This is a genomic window from Caldicellulosiruptor bescii DSM 6725 (genome assembly GCF_000022325.1).
GTDB lineage: Bacteria > Bacillota > Thermoanaerobacteria > Caldicellulosiruptorales > Caldicellulosiruptoraceae > Caldicellulosiruptor > Caldicellulosiruptor bescii.
On record NC_012034.1, the window covers coordinates 1,863,241 to 1,878,046 of the forward strand.

Here is a 14,806-nt window from a genome sequence, read left to right on the forward strand (position 1 = left end):
ACAACTCACTCAATTCACATATCTATACTCTTCATTCTCTTTTACCTCCGGATGAATTGCCTTATTTATTCCATCGGCTATCACAGTCGAAATATTTTCAACAATCCTGTCAATGTCTTTCGGCGTTACAAAGAGATTCCCATAGTAAGGGAATATAACCTCTTTGATAAGATTAAATCTGTCCTCATCAGGAATACTCTCTAAAAGCATATAAAGCGGCGATGACCTATCCGTTTCATTTTTTAGTCTTTCGAGTAGAAGGTCTATGGCATCATTTGCAATAATTGCTGCATCAACCACCATAGGAACACCAATTGCCACAACAGGCACACCAACTGTTTCTTTTGTGATACCTTTTCGTTCATTTCCAATACCTGATCCAGGAACAATACCCGTATCTGCTATCTGGATAGCAGTTGATATCCTCTCAAGCCTTCTTGAAGCAAGTGCGTCAATTGCAATTATTAAATCAGGATGTATTCTCTGAACTATACCGCCTATTATTTCGCTAGTCTCGATTCCAGTTATGCCCATAACACCTGGCGATATCGCGCAAACAGAACGTATTCGCCTATCTTTTATCTTTTCTGGCACAAACTCAAACAAATGACGTGTAATCAACACCTTTGAGACAACTTTTGGTCCTAAAGAGTCGGGCGTAACATCCCAGTTACCAAGTCCAACAACAAGCACGGTAGATTTTTGCGACACATTTATCAAGCTTTCAAGCTCGTTTGCCAGTATCTTTGATACTTGTTCCTGGACCTCAAAATCTTCATCGCGCAGCCCATCAGCTTCGATTGTGATATAATTGCCCATAGGCTTTTGCAAGATTGCTTCACCTTTTATAGAGTTAACCTTGACCTTAGTGATTTTAATTTTATCGTCAAACTCTTTTCTCTCTTCAACCTCAACACCTTCTATCTCTCTTCCAAGCCCTTTTTGGACAAGTTCTCTTGTTTCAAGGGCAAGGTCTGTTTGAATTTTAAACATTTTTATTTCCCACCTTTCCTTTGAAACTTCTTCTTACAAATTATTGTTTTCACTTTTGAGCTCATTTAACCAAAAATGTATGTTAAAAGGGAACTGCAAGATTATACTCTTGCAGCCCCCTCTTTTTATTTTCAGGGGGGTTATTGCTTTTCTTTCAAGGCTTTTTCTGCCATCTCAATAGCTTTTCTGACGATGTTACCACAGTCGCGCGATTTTACTTCTCCCCAACCGTACTTAGAAACTACATCGTACACTCCAAGCTCTTTTGCTATCTCCATTTTAAGCTCCTCTGACATAATCTTTTGCCTTGCCAAGCCAATCGCCCCCCTTGCGGCTTTTTCACCGCATATCTTAGTTTGTTCAAAAACTATTCAATTTATTATCCATTTGCTTACATTGATAAAATGCCATTAGGGTCTTTAATTATCTCCAAGATATTTTCTTCCTTTCCAGTGATTGCATTTATATAATCAGCAAAATATTTGCCATCGTATTTGCCTAAAAATTCATATGTGAAGACTTCTTTTCCAGAATCAAGTGGAATTATAGCAAGGGATACGCTTTGTACATCAAAATTCTTGCTAATAAAATTTCTTGCTTGCCTTTCAGATATTGCAGGTTTAGGAATATTCCTTGAAGTGTGAGACATATAATATGCTGTTGCATCAAACCCTACTATTTGCCCTGTGTCAAGAGCAACTCTAACTTTCACCATATCGGGATATATCTTAACACCATTTTGCAGAGGAATATAATTTATCAGGGCAGTGTTGTCCTGTTTTAGATAAAAGGTGTCAATCATGTTAGCAAAACCTTTTACAATTAAAAACTTTTTAGCATTTTCCTTTGCTTTTGCAACACCTATTTTTGGGGAAGAGGAAGCCCTGTTGTCAATCATCCAAATTACTTTGCCGCCTTTTTTAGAAATAGCTATTGTGATTGTCCTGTCGCGAATTCTTCTGTCAGGAATTATCTCAAAAGTATAAACCTTGATTCTATCTCCTGAAAGTCCTAAATAATTGACTATATCAGATCTTTTAAGATTTAAAAAGCCAAGCGCAATCTTTTTGGCTTGTTCTTTACTTATAAGTTTTTCTGGAAGCCCTTTTGGAGTTTGGCGGCTGATGTGGTCAGAAAAAGGTCCGTCATATATCAAAGTTGGGTAGTCTTTAAACCCTGCCTCAACTGCCAGCATCCTGCTGCTTGTAACATTCTGAGATATCCTCTTGAGCTTTGACGTTCCAACTACTCTGACCTCGCCCCACCTCAGCCTTCCCTGACTTATCTCAATTGCAAGCTCATTTAGGTTGTTACTGAGCTTATCTGCATACGCTCGAAGTTTTTTGAGCTGCTTTTGCTGAAGCAATGTCTCCTTTTTGCCGTTCATAAGCTGTTTTGAAAGTGAAAAACTGAGGTCTCCAACTTGAGTAAGATACTTTGCTGTTTTTTCAAGTGCAACATTGTTCTCAATAGGAAGCTGAGAAAGGTTCTCCTGCGCTGCAAAAGCGTTTCGCCACACCTCGGTATATAATATTGCCCTTTGCCTGTCATCACCTGACACTTCAGCTTTTGAAAGAAGTGATTGGATGTTTTGAACATAACCTACCATGTCGAAAAATGCTCTGTGCCACATATTGGTAAGATAGTTATGGAAGTTTGCTTTGCCTCTATACTGATTTACTCCCCAAAGCGCTACAATCACCAAAATACCAAGCGTAATAGCCATCACACTCCAAAGTCTTACACTTTTTAGTCTTTCCCTAAGTTCTTTATATCCACCTAAAATACTCAAGATAATCTCACCTCTTTAGTTTATTGATTTTATTTTGCAAATCTGTGCTTGCCAATGACAAGCATAACTTTTCTGCTCCAAATCCATTTATTTGTCGTCTTTGCAGGATTGTAGTAATATATACAACCGTTTGTCGGGTCCCAACCATTTAACGCATCTCTTGCGGCTTTCAAAGCTGTCGGTTCAAGTTTTGCGTTAATCTGCCCGTCAGATACACAAGTAAAGGCACCCGGCTGATAGATTACACCGCTGATTGTCTTTGGAAATCCAGGGTGTTTTGTTCTGTTTATAATTACAGCACCAATTGCAACCTGACCTATATAAGGTTCTCCTCTTGCTTCACCATTTATAACTCTGGCCAAAAGATATAAATCTTTGTTTTGGTAGCTTGTTGAACTCTGTGTTTCAATAGATTGGTTTAAAACTTCTTTGTCAGTACTTTCCAATGCCTTTTCAAGTCTTTTCTCAATTTTTTCGTAACTTGACCTTTTTATATCATAAATAAGTTTTGCAGAATAAATGCTGAGGATAAAACTTATAAAAAGAAGCAGGAGAAAAAATGAATATCTTTTTAAGATTTTACTCATGCTTCAAACCCCCAAATATAAATTTTTCTAAAATTATTTTTTGTAAGCTCATTTTTATTATTCAAAATTAGCGGTAAAATAAACTTAAAGACTTGCAAGGGTGGAGGAAAAAACAAATGAAGGTTTTGATACTAAGCCTTGACGCAGGCGGTGGACATTTTGCTGCTTCAAATGCATTAAAAACTGCCATTTTACAAAAATATCCTGACTCAAATGTTGAAATTGTAGATACACTAAAAATTATAAGTCCTGTACTTGACAAGCTTGCCGTGGGAACGTATTTAAAAGCAATCAAGTCAGTGCCATTTATTTATGGTCTTGTATATGACTCTACTGACAAAGAACCTCCAACCAGATGGAGTAGAGCTTTGTATGAAAAGTTCTACTTCGCATTTTATAAACTTTATAATATTATCTCAGATTTCAAGCCGGATATAGTAATTGGTACTCATCCATCACCAGTTGACATGGTTGCCCAGCTCAAAAAAAGAGGTAATATAAATGTGCCAATTATAAGTATTGTTACTGATTTCACTATTCATCCATACTGGATAAACCATTTTGCCGATTATATTATTGTTCATCATCAAAACCTTGTGTATGAAGCGATAAAAAAAGGTGCTCAAAAAGATAAAGTAGTGCCACTTGGTATTCCTATTAACCCTTCGTTTGCTCAAACATATGACAAAAAAGAGGTCATTAAAAATTTAAACCTGGAAGATAAGCCTACCATCCTTGTTATGGGCGGTAGCTTAGGACTTGGTAATATAGAAGAGATAGTTGAAAAAGTGTGTTCAAATTGTGATGAAAACTATCAAATAATTGTGGTAGCTGGGAAAAACAAGGCCCTCAAAAATTCTTTGGAACAAAAAGATTTTGGAAGAAAGATAATAGTATACGGGTTTATTGATTTCATAGACAAACTCATGGCAATAAGTGATATTCTCATCACAAAACCCGGGGGACTGACTTGTGCAGAAGCACTGTCATGCAAACTTCCCATGATATTGATATCGCCCATTCCTGGACAAGAAGAAAGAAACACTTTTTATCTCATAAACAATGGAGCAGCTGCATATGTAAAAAATACCGAAAACTTTGATATAGTATTTAGTCAGATATTAAATAATCCCCAACGTTTAGAGCATATGAAACTTGCCTGTTCGTTTTTGGGAAAGCCAAACTCGTCACTCGACATTGCAGAATTTATAAGGGGAATGGTCCTGTAAACTACCCATTCCCCTTCGATTTTTTAATTTGTTTTGGGTAAAAATTTCAGAGGATTTTGATTTTCTCCATTGTAAATTATCTCAAAATGAAGATGCGGCGGATCCATATACTCTATGTTAGAACTTGTTCCAACCTCTCCTATTTTCTCTCCCTGCCTTACAATGTCTCCTATTTGAATATCCTTTAAGTCTTTGAGATTGTAGTACTTTGAGATATATCCATCTCCATGGTCTATTACAACATATTTCCCGTAAAGAGGGTCTTCTCCTAAATCAATAACTGTACCATCAAAACAAGCTTTTACAGCGCTACCTTCCTGAGCTTCTATGTCAATTCCAGGGTGTTCTGTCCACTCATCAAGAGTTTTTGAGTATACAAGCGACTGGTCAGAAAACTCTCTTATTACCTTCCCAATGGTAGGAAAGATAGGCTTGAAGTCAACAGGGTTTATAACCTCAACATCATCCTGGCCGGTATCAGTTCCAATCTGAATATTTTTGTTTGCACTTTGATTTTGGCTCTCGTGCTTTTGGTGTAAAGCAGAAGATCTTTTATTTTTTAAACTACCACTTTTTGAATTACTGCTGGATTTCGTAGAGTGCTCATTGACATTTAATTTACCACTATTTTGGGCTACATTTTTCTCTTGTGAGCTTATAGTGGAAGATTTAGAGGCATTCTTTTTCAAATTATCCTGTTTGGTTACCTCTTCTGTGGTAATTTGTGGCACTGGTATTTCAGCAGGTTTGGTTTGTCCTTCTAAAGATTGGTTACTACCTTGACTTTCTTCAACTTCATATTTTGTAAAGTCTGTGGTGGCAATGGTATAAACTGAAAATCCTATTACCAGCAGACATACAGCTACGATAATATAAAAACCTTTAGTGTCAAAAAAGTCTAAAAGTTTTTCTTTCCAGTTTTTCTTGTTCACCTTCGCACCTCCTTCTATAAAAGTATTTTTGCCATCCATTGCTTTGTTTATACATATATAGAAATTGATATCCATAAATTTTCTTTGAATATTTCCCTGCAGTTTGATATCATAACCTTACAAAACAAGATTTAAGAACAAAAAGAAGGTGCAGAGAAGTGGAAAGAGAAAGGGAAAAAGAAAAGAGCAGGAAAAGTTTTATTCAAAAAATTTCTATCTATTCAAAAAAAATTTTGCTTGTGATAAGCCTTATTTCTATTGTGATGGCACTAATTGGAATAAAGTTTTATATTTTGTCGCTGCACTATGTATCAGACAAAATAGACTTAAAAATCTTAGCCCAAGGATTTTTGCAAAATTCTGTTTACATATTCGTTGAAGGACTGGGTGCAGCAATCTTGGTGGACTTTCTTTCAAAAACAAAAAATTAAAGGGCAAAGACTCAATAGCTTCGCCCTTTAATTTTACCAGAGTTCAGCTTCTGTTGAACAAAAAATTTTTTACTCTTCTTGCTATACTTTTTATAAACATAAAATATCCATCAGACTCAAGCTGATAATTAGCACTCACATTTTTAGTAATAACAATTATTCCAAGATTTCTTATTCCATTTTCATAGTCCTGATAATATAGCTCTTTCATCTTTCCTCTTTTGTCCATAGCTTTTACCCATAGGTAAATCTGTGCATCAGAAAATATTCTTTCTATATCCTCTTCTTTTTGAACTTGAATACCATTTATTGAAAGAATAACATCACCCGGTTTTATTCCCATCTTGGCTGCTACACTATTTTCTTCGACATACAACACCTTTATTTTATTTTCCTCTGCTTCAAATATTGAATCTCCTTCTTTTTGTCTCTTCTGCTGATACAGTATAATCCCTTCATGAGCCATTGGGGCAAACAAAGCTGCCACCCACTTAAAAGCATAGACCTTGTATGAAAGTGCGCTCATAGCAAACAAAACAACGCTGAAAATGCTTAAAATCCCAGCGCTTTTTTTGCTTATCACAGCAGGTTCATCTTCTACCGCCAAATCTCCGTATCCAAGTGCAGCCACAATAGGAGTCATAAGAAGCATAGCATTTGGCAAAAGATTCTGTGGCTTGAAAAGAGGCCACCAGGAAGGTTCAAACAGCTCAATTTTGACAACCTGCGCGGTAGTCTGATAGTTATACGCAATTATTACCATCGGTATAGCCCAGAACCTTTGCATAAGATAAGCACCTGAGGTTGAAAAAATGCCTTCTTTTTTTCTTCTCTCAATCACAACAGGTATCGCCCCACGAAAACCATCCAAGAAAATTAGAAGACTTTCAACAAAATGAAGTATTGCCACAATTACCAATATTCCTGAGATATCAACAATTGGTTTTTTGAAGATGAGAGATATCACCGAAATAATTCCGGCAGCATATGAAAAACAGAGATATCTTGGATTTATTAGTGCAAGAATCAAAGCAATATACCAAAGATACATAAAACTATCCACATCCACTACTATGCCAAAAAATAAGGTAATTAAACTAACTATATAACCTCCTACAAGTCCCGCGATAGAAGACTCTACAACCTTGTATAGAAGGCTGACTCGGTTGTGTCCAATCACAGCCTGTTCAAATTCTTGTTCTCTTCTGTACAAAAAAGAAATCAAGATTACTACCACCCAGAAGTTCCAGCTAAAAAGAAGTTGAAATATACTAAGTCCTGTCAGTTCAAATATCTGCCAGAAAAACTTTAACATTATATGCACCTCAAATTTCAAAACTTGCTCTTTGAAATTTCACTCTTTAATATCTCAATAGCTTTTTTCAGCTGCAAATCTTTATCCATTGGAACATTCATTTTGTCCTGATACTCTTTGGGTTGAACTACTTTAATATCTGGCTTTATTCCTCTTTTGTGAATATATGCTCCACTTGGCAAAAGATACTGGCTTACTGTTATTTTTATTGCAGACCCATCTCCCAGGTCAAATACCTGCTGAACAACGCCTTTGCCAAAAGTCTTCTCACCAACAATTTTTGCCCTCTTTTGGTCTTTTAAACATCCAGCTAATATCTCTGAAGCTGACGCTGAATACTTATTGGTAAGCACCACAAGCGGTGTTACCGTGTCACCATTTTTGTATGATTTGAAATACTCTTTGTTATTGTATCTGTCCTTGAGATACACTATAAGCTGTCCTTTCTTGAGAAAATTGCTTGCAATGTCAACAACAGACTCTAAAAGCCCACCAGGGTTAAATCTCAGGTCAATGACAAGTCCACGGCAGCCAGAGCTTTTGAGTTTGTCATAGCTATTGTAAAAGTCCTGAGGAGTATTTTCATCAAAGTTAGTGATTTTGATATAACCTATGTTGTTTTCAAAAATGGAAGTAGATACAGTCTTTATTTTTATCTCGTCTCTGACAATCTTAAGGTCAATAGGCTTTGAGCTGCCATCGCGCAAAATTGTAACTGTCACGCTTGTTCCTTTTGGCCCTCTCATCAAACTTACAGCCTTTTCTATATCTTTTGATGTCAAACTTATTCCATTTACTTTTATAATCTTATCCCCTGGTTTTATCCCCGCCTTGTACGCCGGAGAACCTTCAAAGGGTGTTACAACTTCGATATAATGTTCGCCAGGCTCTATTGTTACTCCTACCCCAAAATACGTACCTTTACTTTGTATCATGAACTCTTCATATTCTTTTTTAGTAAAATACTCAGTGTACGGATCACCAACACTTGCGGCAATCCCATCTATTGCACCGTCTACAATTTTCTGGTCACTTATATCCTTAGGCTCATAGTAGTATTTTTTCAAAAGCCATATAACCTTAGATAATTTAGGATTAGTTACTAATTTGTTTGTATATATAGGACTTCCAAAATAGACATAAGTGGTCGCAATATATGTTACAATTGCAGTTATGAGAACTATTGCAAAAGTTTGAAGTCTTTTTTTCATTCTCTTTTCAGCTCCTTATCTTAGGAAATTAAGCGGGTCAGTAACATCGCCGTTTATTCTAACTTCAAAATGAAGGTGCGGACCGGTAGCATACCCAGTTGCACCAACATTGCCAATACTTTCGCCTCTTTTCACTTTTTGACCCACAGCTACGTTGATTGAAGAAAGATGAGCATATAAAGTTGAAATACCACTACCATTATCTATAATGATAGTCTTACCATAACCAGACACCCATCCGGCTAAAATCACATCACCGTCTGCTGCTGCTAAAACACTTGCTCCATATGGTGCTGCAATGTCTATCCCTGTGTGCATTTTGTTTTTCTTCAAAATTGGATGAAATCTCATACCAAAATATGATGTTATCCCATAATACCCCTCAAGCGGCCACAAGAGTTTGCCACCTTTATATATGCGTTTTGTCTTCTGTCTTGCCAAAATCTCCTTTATTTTCTTGGAAAGCTCATTTGAAATCTCTTCAAGTTCATCAAGCATCTTTTCCAATTTATCTTGCTCTTTTTCAAGTTCCAACAAAAGTTTTTTCTTTTCATTTTGCTCCGCCAAAAGAGAAGCTTGGTAGTTTTCAAGCTCCCTCTTTTCTCTATTTAAGTCTTCCTTTAGCAGTACAAGTTCTTCTTTCTTATTTTTGATAGTCTCAATGCTCTTTGTGTACTCATTTAGTATTTGCTTATCATATTCAATTATATCGTTAAAAAGATACATTCTTGTAAAAAAATCTGAAAGGTTTTGAGAGTCAAGTAGCATTTCAATATACGATACAGAGACAGTATTTAGCTCATAAATACATCTTATTCTATCTTTAAACTTTTCATAATACATTTCTTTTCTTTTTTCTTCTTCATTAAGTTCAGCCTCTGTCTGCAAAATCTTGTTTTCAACAGATGCAATGTTTGCTTTTAAATTTCTTATTTTTTCTTCTACATTATCAATCTTTTTGTCAAGATTATCTATTTGTAATAAGACCTGCTTTTGCTGTTTTTTAACTTCTACTATCTTCTGCTGTGTCTTTTGCTTGCTCTTTTCAATAGACCTTAGCTTGCTTTGATACTCTTTTAAGGTATTTGATACAGCAGTTTCAAAAAAAATAATAAATACAAGCAAAATAGAGAAAATTTTTAGTTTATTTTTCAACAGGCAAACCCCCTCTTTTACAAAAGACAAAAGAGGCTTGATTTTTAGGCTTTTAAGTACCTTCTTAGAGAAATTAAACTTCCCAGTATGCCTACCATGCTTCCTGTAAATATAAACACTCCTAATATTTTGTACTTGTAAATAGAAATGTTGACAAAATCAACAAAGGTAATAGTTTGTGAAAGGTACCTTATTGCATAGTGATAAAATAACAGAACAATGGCATATGCTAAAATCGAACCTAAAATGCCTATAATAAATCCTTCAACCACAAAAGGTCCGCTTATAAACCTGTTAGTTGCACCAATATATCTCATAATTGAGATTTCTCTTCGCCTTGCAAAGAGGGTTATTTTGATAGTATTGGCAATTATAAATATAGCAACTATATAAAGACCCAAAATTAAAAGTAAGCAAAAAAGATTTATTATCTTCAAAATCCTTTTAAGCTTTTCAACCGTCTCAGAAGGAAAATAAACCTGAGCAACACCATCTAAGGTTTCTAATTCTTCAGCAAGTTTTTTAGTGTATTCAATCTTTACAGGCTTTACTACAAAGTATCCCCGCAGAGGATTGTCTTTTTCAAGTCCTTCAAGCAAAAACGCATTTTTACCAAGCTTATTTTTCAAATCTTGAAGAGCCATCTGTGGACTTATGTAATTAAACTCTCGAACCAAAGCATTTTTCCTCAAATACTCCTCAATCACAACCACTTTTTCTTCCTGACCTTTTTGCAGTATCACCCTTATATCAACCGTCTTTTCTATCTGCTGTGAGATATACTCCAGATTAATCCCGATTGCAATAAATATCCCAACCACAGTTAAGGCTGCCACCACTATAGAAATAGAAGCAGCAGCCATGGTCTTATTTAAAAAAATGTTTTTAAATCCATCTTTGCAAAAGTACTTGATTGTCTGAAGACTCATAGCTGTAAACTCCTCTATGCTGATCTTTTACAATTCTGCCACAGTCAATCGCCACAACCCTTTTTCTCATGCTATCAACAATCTCTTTAGCATGTGTTGCAACAAGCACAGTTGTTCCTCTCTTGTTAATATCTTCTAAAAGTCTCATTATCTCCCATGATGTATCAGGATCTAAGTTACCTGTTGGCTCATCAGCCACAAGCAAGGTGGGCTTGTTTACAATTGCTCGCGCCAAGGCAACCCGCTGCTGCTCACCGCCTGAAAGCTCGTGCGGGTAACATTTTGCCTTGTGCGCAAGCCCTACCAAAGACAGAACATAAGGAACCTGTCTTCTGATGATTTTTGCAGGTGCTCCTGTTATTTGCATAGCAAACTCCACATTTTCATATACAGTTTTGTTGGGAAGAAGTCTAAAATCCTGAAATACTATTCCAATCTTTCTTCTGTAATATGGTATCTCCCTTTTTGGAAGCTGTGTGAGCTTGTACTCACCAACAATAATCTCTCCTTCAGTTGGGTCAATCTCTTTCAAAAGAAGCTTTACGATTGTAGATTTTCCTGCCCCGCTTGAACCAACCAAAAATACAAATTCACCTTTTTCAATGGTCAAATTGATATTTGTGAGCGCAAGCACCCCATTTGGATATCTTTTGCTCACATTTATAAACTTTACCATTCTTTGTTCACCTGCAATGTTTTTTAAAATGTAATGTTACCCTTTGTATACTCTAAATACTGATTTACAAGCATAGCCATTTTGAAGATAATAGCATCTTCGAACTTTCTAAGGTCAAGCCCTATCATTCTTTCTATCTTGTCAAGTCTGTAAACCAAGGTATTTCTGTGAATATAAAGCTGTCTTGCTGTCTCTGAGACATTCAAGTTGCATTCAAAGAACATCTCAACAGTCTGTATGAGTTCTGGGTCAAAATCAGAAAGTTTTACATCCTTGAAGACCTCTTCCAAGAACATCTCACAAAGTTTTGTCGGCATCTGATATATAAGTCTTCCAAGGCCGAGCTTGTGATAACTCACAATATACTTGTCCTTTTCAAAGATGTAGCCTATTTTGAGCGCTGCTTCTGCCTCCTTATAAGACATCGAAAGTTCTTTTATGTCATCAACAACAGATCCAATTCCAATATACGCTTTGAGCAAAAGCTCTGAGTTGAGCGTGTCAAGTATAATCCTTGCAACCTTGTATGCATCCTCATCATTTGAACCTGGTTTTAACTCTTTTATGAATACCAGAATATTGTTGTCAAGCTGGATAATAAAATCTTTTGTGCTCTTTGGGAATATGCTTGTCAAAATCTCACCGATATTCAGGTCTTTAATCTCTTTTGCATTTGGAATATAGATAGCAAATACAACCCTTGTTGCACCTGTTGCAATGTGAAGTTCTCTTGCCTTTGTGTAAATCTCCCCTGGCAGAATATTGTCATACAACAGATTTTTTATAAAGAGCTTTTTATCATACGCAGATGCCGGCTCTTTTGCCTTCATCACAACAAGGTTTAACATATCCAAAAGCTTTTCAGCATGAGGTTCTGTGTTGTTTATATAAAGAACATAGGTGTCTGTCTGGCTTCTGTAAACCTTGTATGTGCGACCCTCAAATATCTCAAGGTCAGTGTCTGTTTTTATCATGTCAATTGCAACTGTGTTGATTCTGTTTTGAGAAAGTGGATTTGAGCTGTAGATAACTCTACCATCAGCTTCAATATATCCAAATTCATCGTCGATGATGTCTTTTGCCTGCTCTAAAACATCAATAACCTTCTGTGTCATCATAACGCAATACCTCACCCTTTTCTCAATAGTATTTTATAACTCTATTATACTTTTTTTCTCTGAAGTTGTAAAAGGTTTTTGAAAACAAAAAGCCCCTGCCACACTTTCCCACATGGCAAGGGCTTAATTTTAATCTTAGTGAACAATAGCCTTCTCTGTTTCTTTATCAAACAGGTGAATTCTGTTAACGTCAAATGCAAGTTTAATTCTGTCGCCACTTTTTGCCTTTGACCTTGGATCAACTCTCGCAATGAGGTTAAGACCATCAACAACAACATATAAAAGTGTTTCAGAACCAAGCATCTCAACAACATCAACATCTGCATCAACAACAGCATCCTGAGCTGTCTGCAGGAATATCTCTTCATCGTGCAAATCTTCTGGTCTAATACCCATTATAACTTCCTTCCCAACATAGCCGAGCTCTTCAACTTTCTTTGCCTTTCCTTCTGGGAGTTTTATTGCGTTGTTTCCAAATACAACATATAAGTTTTTATCTTTTTGCTCAATCCTTGATTCAATGAAGTTCATCTGTGGCGAACCAATGAAACCTGCAACAAACAGATTTGCAGGTTGCTCATACAGAACCTGTGGTGTATCAACCTGCTGGATAAATCCATCTTTCATAACAACAATTCTTGTACCCATTGTCATAGCTTCTGTTTGGTCGTGTGTAACGTAGATGAATGTTGTTCCAAGTCTCTTGTGAAGTTTGGATAGCTCTGCTCTCATCTGGACTCTGAGCTTTGCGTCCAAGTTTGAAAGAGGCTCATCCATGAGGAATACCTTTGGTTCTCTCACAATAGCACGACCTAAAGCCACTCTCTGTCTCTGACCACCGGACAGAGCCTTTGGTTTTCTGTCAAGCAGGTGCTCAATTCCCAAAATCTTAGCTGCTTCATGTACACGTCTTTTTATCTCATCTTTTGGAAACTTTCTGAGCTTGAGACCAAATGCCATGTTCTCAAAAACTGTCATGTGAGGATACAGAGCATAGTTCTGGAAAACCATTGCAATGTCTCTATCCTTTGGTGGGACGTCGTTTACCAGCTTGTCCCCTATGTAGATTTCGCCTTCTGTTACCTCTTCAAGGCCTGCTATCATTCTCAGTGTTGTTGTCTTACCACAACCAGATGGTCCAACCAAAACTATGAATTCCTTGTCCTCAATATCTAAGTTAAAGTCAGAAACAGCTGTAACACCACCAGGATATCTCTTGTAAACACCTTTTAATCTTACACTTGCCACTTTTCTTTTACCTCCTACACAGTATTGTATATAAACTTGTAATAAATCTTCTTCTAATATAGACTATACAATTATTTGCGATTAAAAACTATTGATTTTTTAAACAAACTTTTCAAAAACCTTTTAGATAACATGTCTAAACTATCTTACCAAAAACAAAGGCTGATAAGGAGCCTTTCCTTATCAGCCAAATTTTACTACTGCTGTTGTTTGGTTGCCGTATCAATCTCTTTTCTGAAAAGTCCCAGCACAAATATAAATATTGCCGCACCGAGGATGGTTGGAATAATAGGAATACCAGCAATCACAGGACCAAGTTTCCTGAAAAACGGAATATATGCTCCAATCCAAGACCCGACAAGTCCAGCAATCATAGCTCCAATAAATCCGCCTGGCATTTTATACTTGGTCAGCGCATCGCCTATATATCCTGCAATTGCCGCAACAATCAGGGTCATTATAAATCCGAGCATAAGTTTTGACCCCCTTTTTGATGGAGCATCTACTCATTAGTATGATTACTTTTATCGAATTTAATCACTTGATAATATTACCAACAATACCCCATCTTTTACCTCAACAATTGCTTCATCTTCAATAATAACATTTGACACACCATAAGGATTTCCAAACTCCATCATACCATCTTCTAAAGGATAATACAAACCTTTGGTACAAATACCACTTACAGTTTGTGTGTATGGAAGTAAAGAAAGCAAGTGTCCTTTTTTCCCATGGATTTTTATTTTGTTTCTTGTCATCATGATTATGTTATTTTCATCTACTATTGCGCCCTTTATGTCGTGCTCAAGCAGATAATACAAAAGACTTATGTTTGCAAGAACATGGTCAAGTCTTTTGCCAGTGCAAGAAAGCATTACCACCTCGTCAAACCCATTCTCAGCTAAATACTCAATGGCAATCTGTGTATCTGTTTTATCCTTTTCACAAGGAAATTCTATTATTTGTATACCATTAGTTTTAAAATATTCCAAAACTTTTTTATCTACAGAGTCAAAATCGCCTATTATCAAGTTTGGCACAAAACCATATTTGTATGCTACGTTTGCTCCACCGTCACAGCAAATTATAAAATCAGCATCTTTCATATGTTCATCATAAAATGACTTGTCTGCAACCTTGCCATTTGAGATTATAACACCCTTCATGTCTTTTTTCCCTTTCCTGAT

The 14,806-nt window shown here is 36.3% G+C and carries 16 protein-coding genes; 2 read left to right on the forward strand and 14 right to left on the reverse strand.

Translation table 11 applies throughout. The features are described 5' to 3' along the window. Positions 1-9 precede the first annotated feature (9 nt). The 4 genes from gpr to ATHE_RS09015 all read right to left on the reverse strand — a co-directional run bounded on the left by gpr (position 10) and on the right by ATHE_RS09015 (position 3,372). On the reverse strand, positions 10-993 hold the full coding sequence (gene gpr, locus ATHE_RS09000; protein ID WP_015908184.1) for a GPR endopeptidase: 984 nt from the start codon (positions 991-993) through the stop codon (positions 10-12). 140 nt (positions 994-1,133) lie between these two features. After that, on the reverse strand, positions 1,134-1,307 hold the full coding sequence (locus ATHE_RS09005; protein WP_013429928.1) for a small, acid-soluble spore protein, alpha/beta type: 174 nt from the start codon (positions 1,305-1,307) through the stop codon (positions 1,134-1,136). Positions 1,308-1,384: 77 nt separating this feature from the next. Continuing rightward, entirely contained in the window at positions 1,385-2,785 is a 1,401-nt protein-coding gene (ypeB, locus tag ATHE_RS09010; RefSeq protein ID WP_015908185.1) for a germination protein YpeB, read from the reverse strand. A gap of 29 nt (positions 2,786-2,814) precedes the next feature. After that, entirely contained in the window at positions 2,815-3,372 is a 558-nt protein-coding gene (locus ATHE_RS09015) for a cell wall hydrolase (RefSeq protein WP_013429926.1), read from the reverse strand. Positions 3,373-3,488: 116 nt separating this feature from the next. Here ATHE_RS09015 and ATHE_RS09020 point away from each other — a divergent pair, with 116 nt between their 5' ends. Beyond that, positions 3,489-4,601, forward strand: coding sequence for an MGDG synthase family glycosyltransferase (locus ATHE_RS09020; protein ID WP_015908186.1), 1,113 nt, complete (start codon positions 3,489-3,491; stop codon positions 4,599-4,601). 23 nt (positions 4,602-4,624) lie between these two features. Here the strand turns inward: ATHE_RS09020 and ATHE_RS09025 are convergent, their stop codons facing one another. Continuing rightward, the gene (locus ATHE_RS09025) at positions 4,625-5,533 is read right to left on the reverse strand and encodes a M23 family metallopeptidase (protein WP_041727398.1); all 909 of its coding nucleotides are present in this window, start codon (positions 5,531-5,533) and stop codon (positions 4,625-4,627) included. A 158-nt stretch (positions 5,534-5,691) separates the two neighbouring features. On the opposite strand from ATHE_RS09025, the gene ATHE_RS09030 reads away from it, so the two are divergent. Beyond that, positions 5,692-5,964, forward strand: coding sequence for a hypothetical protein (locus ATHE_RS09030; RefSeq protein WP_013429923.1), 273 nt, complete (start codon positions 5,692-5,694; stop codon positions 5,962-5,964). A 43-nt stretch (positions 5,965-6,007) separates the two neighbouring features. Here ATHE_RS09030 and ATHE_RS09035 read toward each other — a convergent pair whose 3' ends face one another. The 9 genes from ATHE_RS09035 to ATHE_RS09075 all read right to left on the reverse strand — a co-directional run bounded on the left by ATHE_RS09035 (position 6,008) and on the right by ATHE_RS09075 (position 14,785). Then, a complete protein-coding gene (locus tag ATHE_RS09035) occupies positions 6,008-7,279 on the reverse strand; it encodes a PDZ domain-containing protein (protein ID WP_015908188.1) in 1,272 nt (423 codons plus the stop codon). A 17-nt stretch (positions 7,280-7,296) separates the two neighbouring features. Next, the gene (locus ATHE_RS09040) at positions 7,297-8,490 is read right to left on the reverse strand and encodes a S41 family peptidase (RefSeq protein ID WP_015908189.1); all 1,194 of its coding nucleotides are present in this window, start codon (positions 8,488-8,490) and stop codon (positions 7,297-7,299) included. Between the two features lie 15 nt (positions 8,491-8,505). Continuing rightward, complete coding sequence (locus tag ATHE_RS09045; RefSeq protein WP_015908190.1) at positions 8,506-9,645, reverse strand: murein hydrolase activator EnvC family protein; 1,140 nt, start codon at positions 9,643-9,645, stop codon at positions 8,506-8,508. A 44-nt stretch (positions 9,646-9,689) separates the two neighbouring features. Then, positions 9,690-10,574, reverse strand: coding sequence for a permease-like cell division protein FtsX (gene ftsX, locus ATHE_RS09050; RefSeq protein WP_015908191.1), 885 nt, complete (start codon positions 10,572-10,574; stop codon positions 9,690-9,692). Further along, on the reverse strand, positions 10,531-11,250 hold the full coding sequence (ftsE, locus tag ATHE_RS09055) for a cell division ATP-binding protein FtsE (protein ID WP_015908192.1): 720 nt from the start codon (positions 11,248-11,250) through the stop codon (positions 10,531-10,533). Before ftsE ends, ftsX begins: the two co-directional genes overlap by 44 nt. A 23-nt stretch (positions 11,251-11,273) precedes the next feature. Continuing rightward, positions 11,274-12,368, reverse strand: a complete 1,095-nt coding sequence (locus ATHE_RS09060) for a PucR family transcriptional regulator (RefSeq protein WP_015908193.1) — start codon at positions 12,366-12,368, stop codon at positions 11,274-11,276. Positions 12,369-12,503: 135 nt separating this feature from the next. Then, positions 12,504-13,616 carry an ABC transporter ATP-binding protein gene (locus ATHE_RS09065; protein WP_015908194.1) on the reverse strand — a complete coding sequence of 371 codons (1,113 nt, stop codon included), beginning with the start codon at positions 13,614-13,616 and terminating at the stop codon, positions 12,504-12,506. Between the two features lie 197 nt (positions 13,617-13,813). Next, complete coding sequence (locus ATHE_RS09070; protein ID WP_015908195.1) at positions 13,814-14,089, reverse strand: GlsB/YeaQ/YmgE family stress response membrane protein; 276 nt, start codon at positions 14,087-14,089, stop codon at positions 13,814-13,816. Positions 14,090-14,149: 60 nt separating this feature from the next. After that, positions 14,150-14,785, reverse strand: coding sequence for a thiamine diphosphokinase (locus tag ATHE_RS09075; RefSeq protein ID WP_015908196.1), 636 nt, complete (start codon positions 14,783-14,785; stop codon positions 14,150-14,152). Positions 14,786-14,806: the final 21 nt, after the last annotated feature.

Excerpts from the sequence above, each read along its gene's own strand:
- gpr (WP_015908184.1), bottom strand. The coding sequence starts at position 993 with ATGTTTAAAATTCAAACAGACCTTGCCCTTGAAACAAGAGAACTTGTC.
- ATHE_RS09015 (WP_013429926.1), bottom strand. The coding sequence starts at position 3,372 with ATGAGTAAAATCTTAAAAAGATATTCATTTTTTCTCCTGCTTCTTTTT.
- ATHE_RS09020 (WP_015908186.1), top strand. The coding sequence starts at position 3,489 with ATGAAGGTTTTGATACTAAGCCTTGACGCAGGCGGTGGACATTTTGCT.
- ATHE_RS09035 (WP_015908188.1), bottom strand. The coding sequence starts at position 7,279 with ATGTTAAAGTTTTTCTGGCAGATATTTGAACTGACAGGACTTAGTATA.
- ATHE_RS09040 (WP_015908189.1), bottom strand. The coding sequence starts at position 8,490 with ATGAAAAAAAGACTTCAAACTTTTGCAATAGTTCTCATAACTGCAATT.
- ftsX (WP_015908191.1), bottom strand. The coding sequence starts at position 10,574 with ATGAGTCTTCAGACAATCAAGTACTTTTGCAAAGATGGATTTAAAAAC.
- ftsE (WP_015908192.1), bottom strand. The coding sequence starts at position 11,250 with ATGGTAAAGTTTATAAATGTGAGCAAAAGATATCCAAATGGGGTGCTT.
- ATHE_RS09060 (WP_015908193.1), bottom strand. The coding sequence starts at position 12,368 with ATGATGACACAGAAGGTTATTGATGTTTTAGAGCAGGCAAAAGACATC.
- ATHE_RS09070 (WP_015908195.1), bottom strand. The coding sequence starts at position 14,089 with ATGCTCGGATTTATAATGACCCTGATTGTTGCGGCAATTGCAGGATAT.
- ATHE_RS09075 (WP_015908196.1), bottom strand. The coding sequence starts at position 14,785 with ATGAAGGGTGTTATAATCTCAAATGGCAAGGTTGCAGACAAGTCATTT.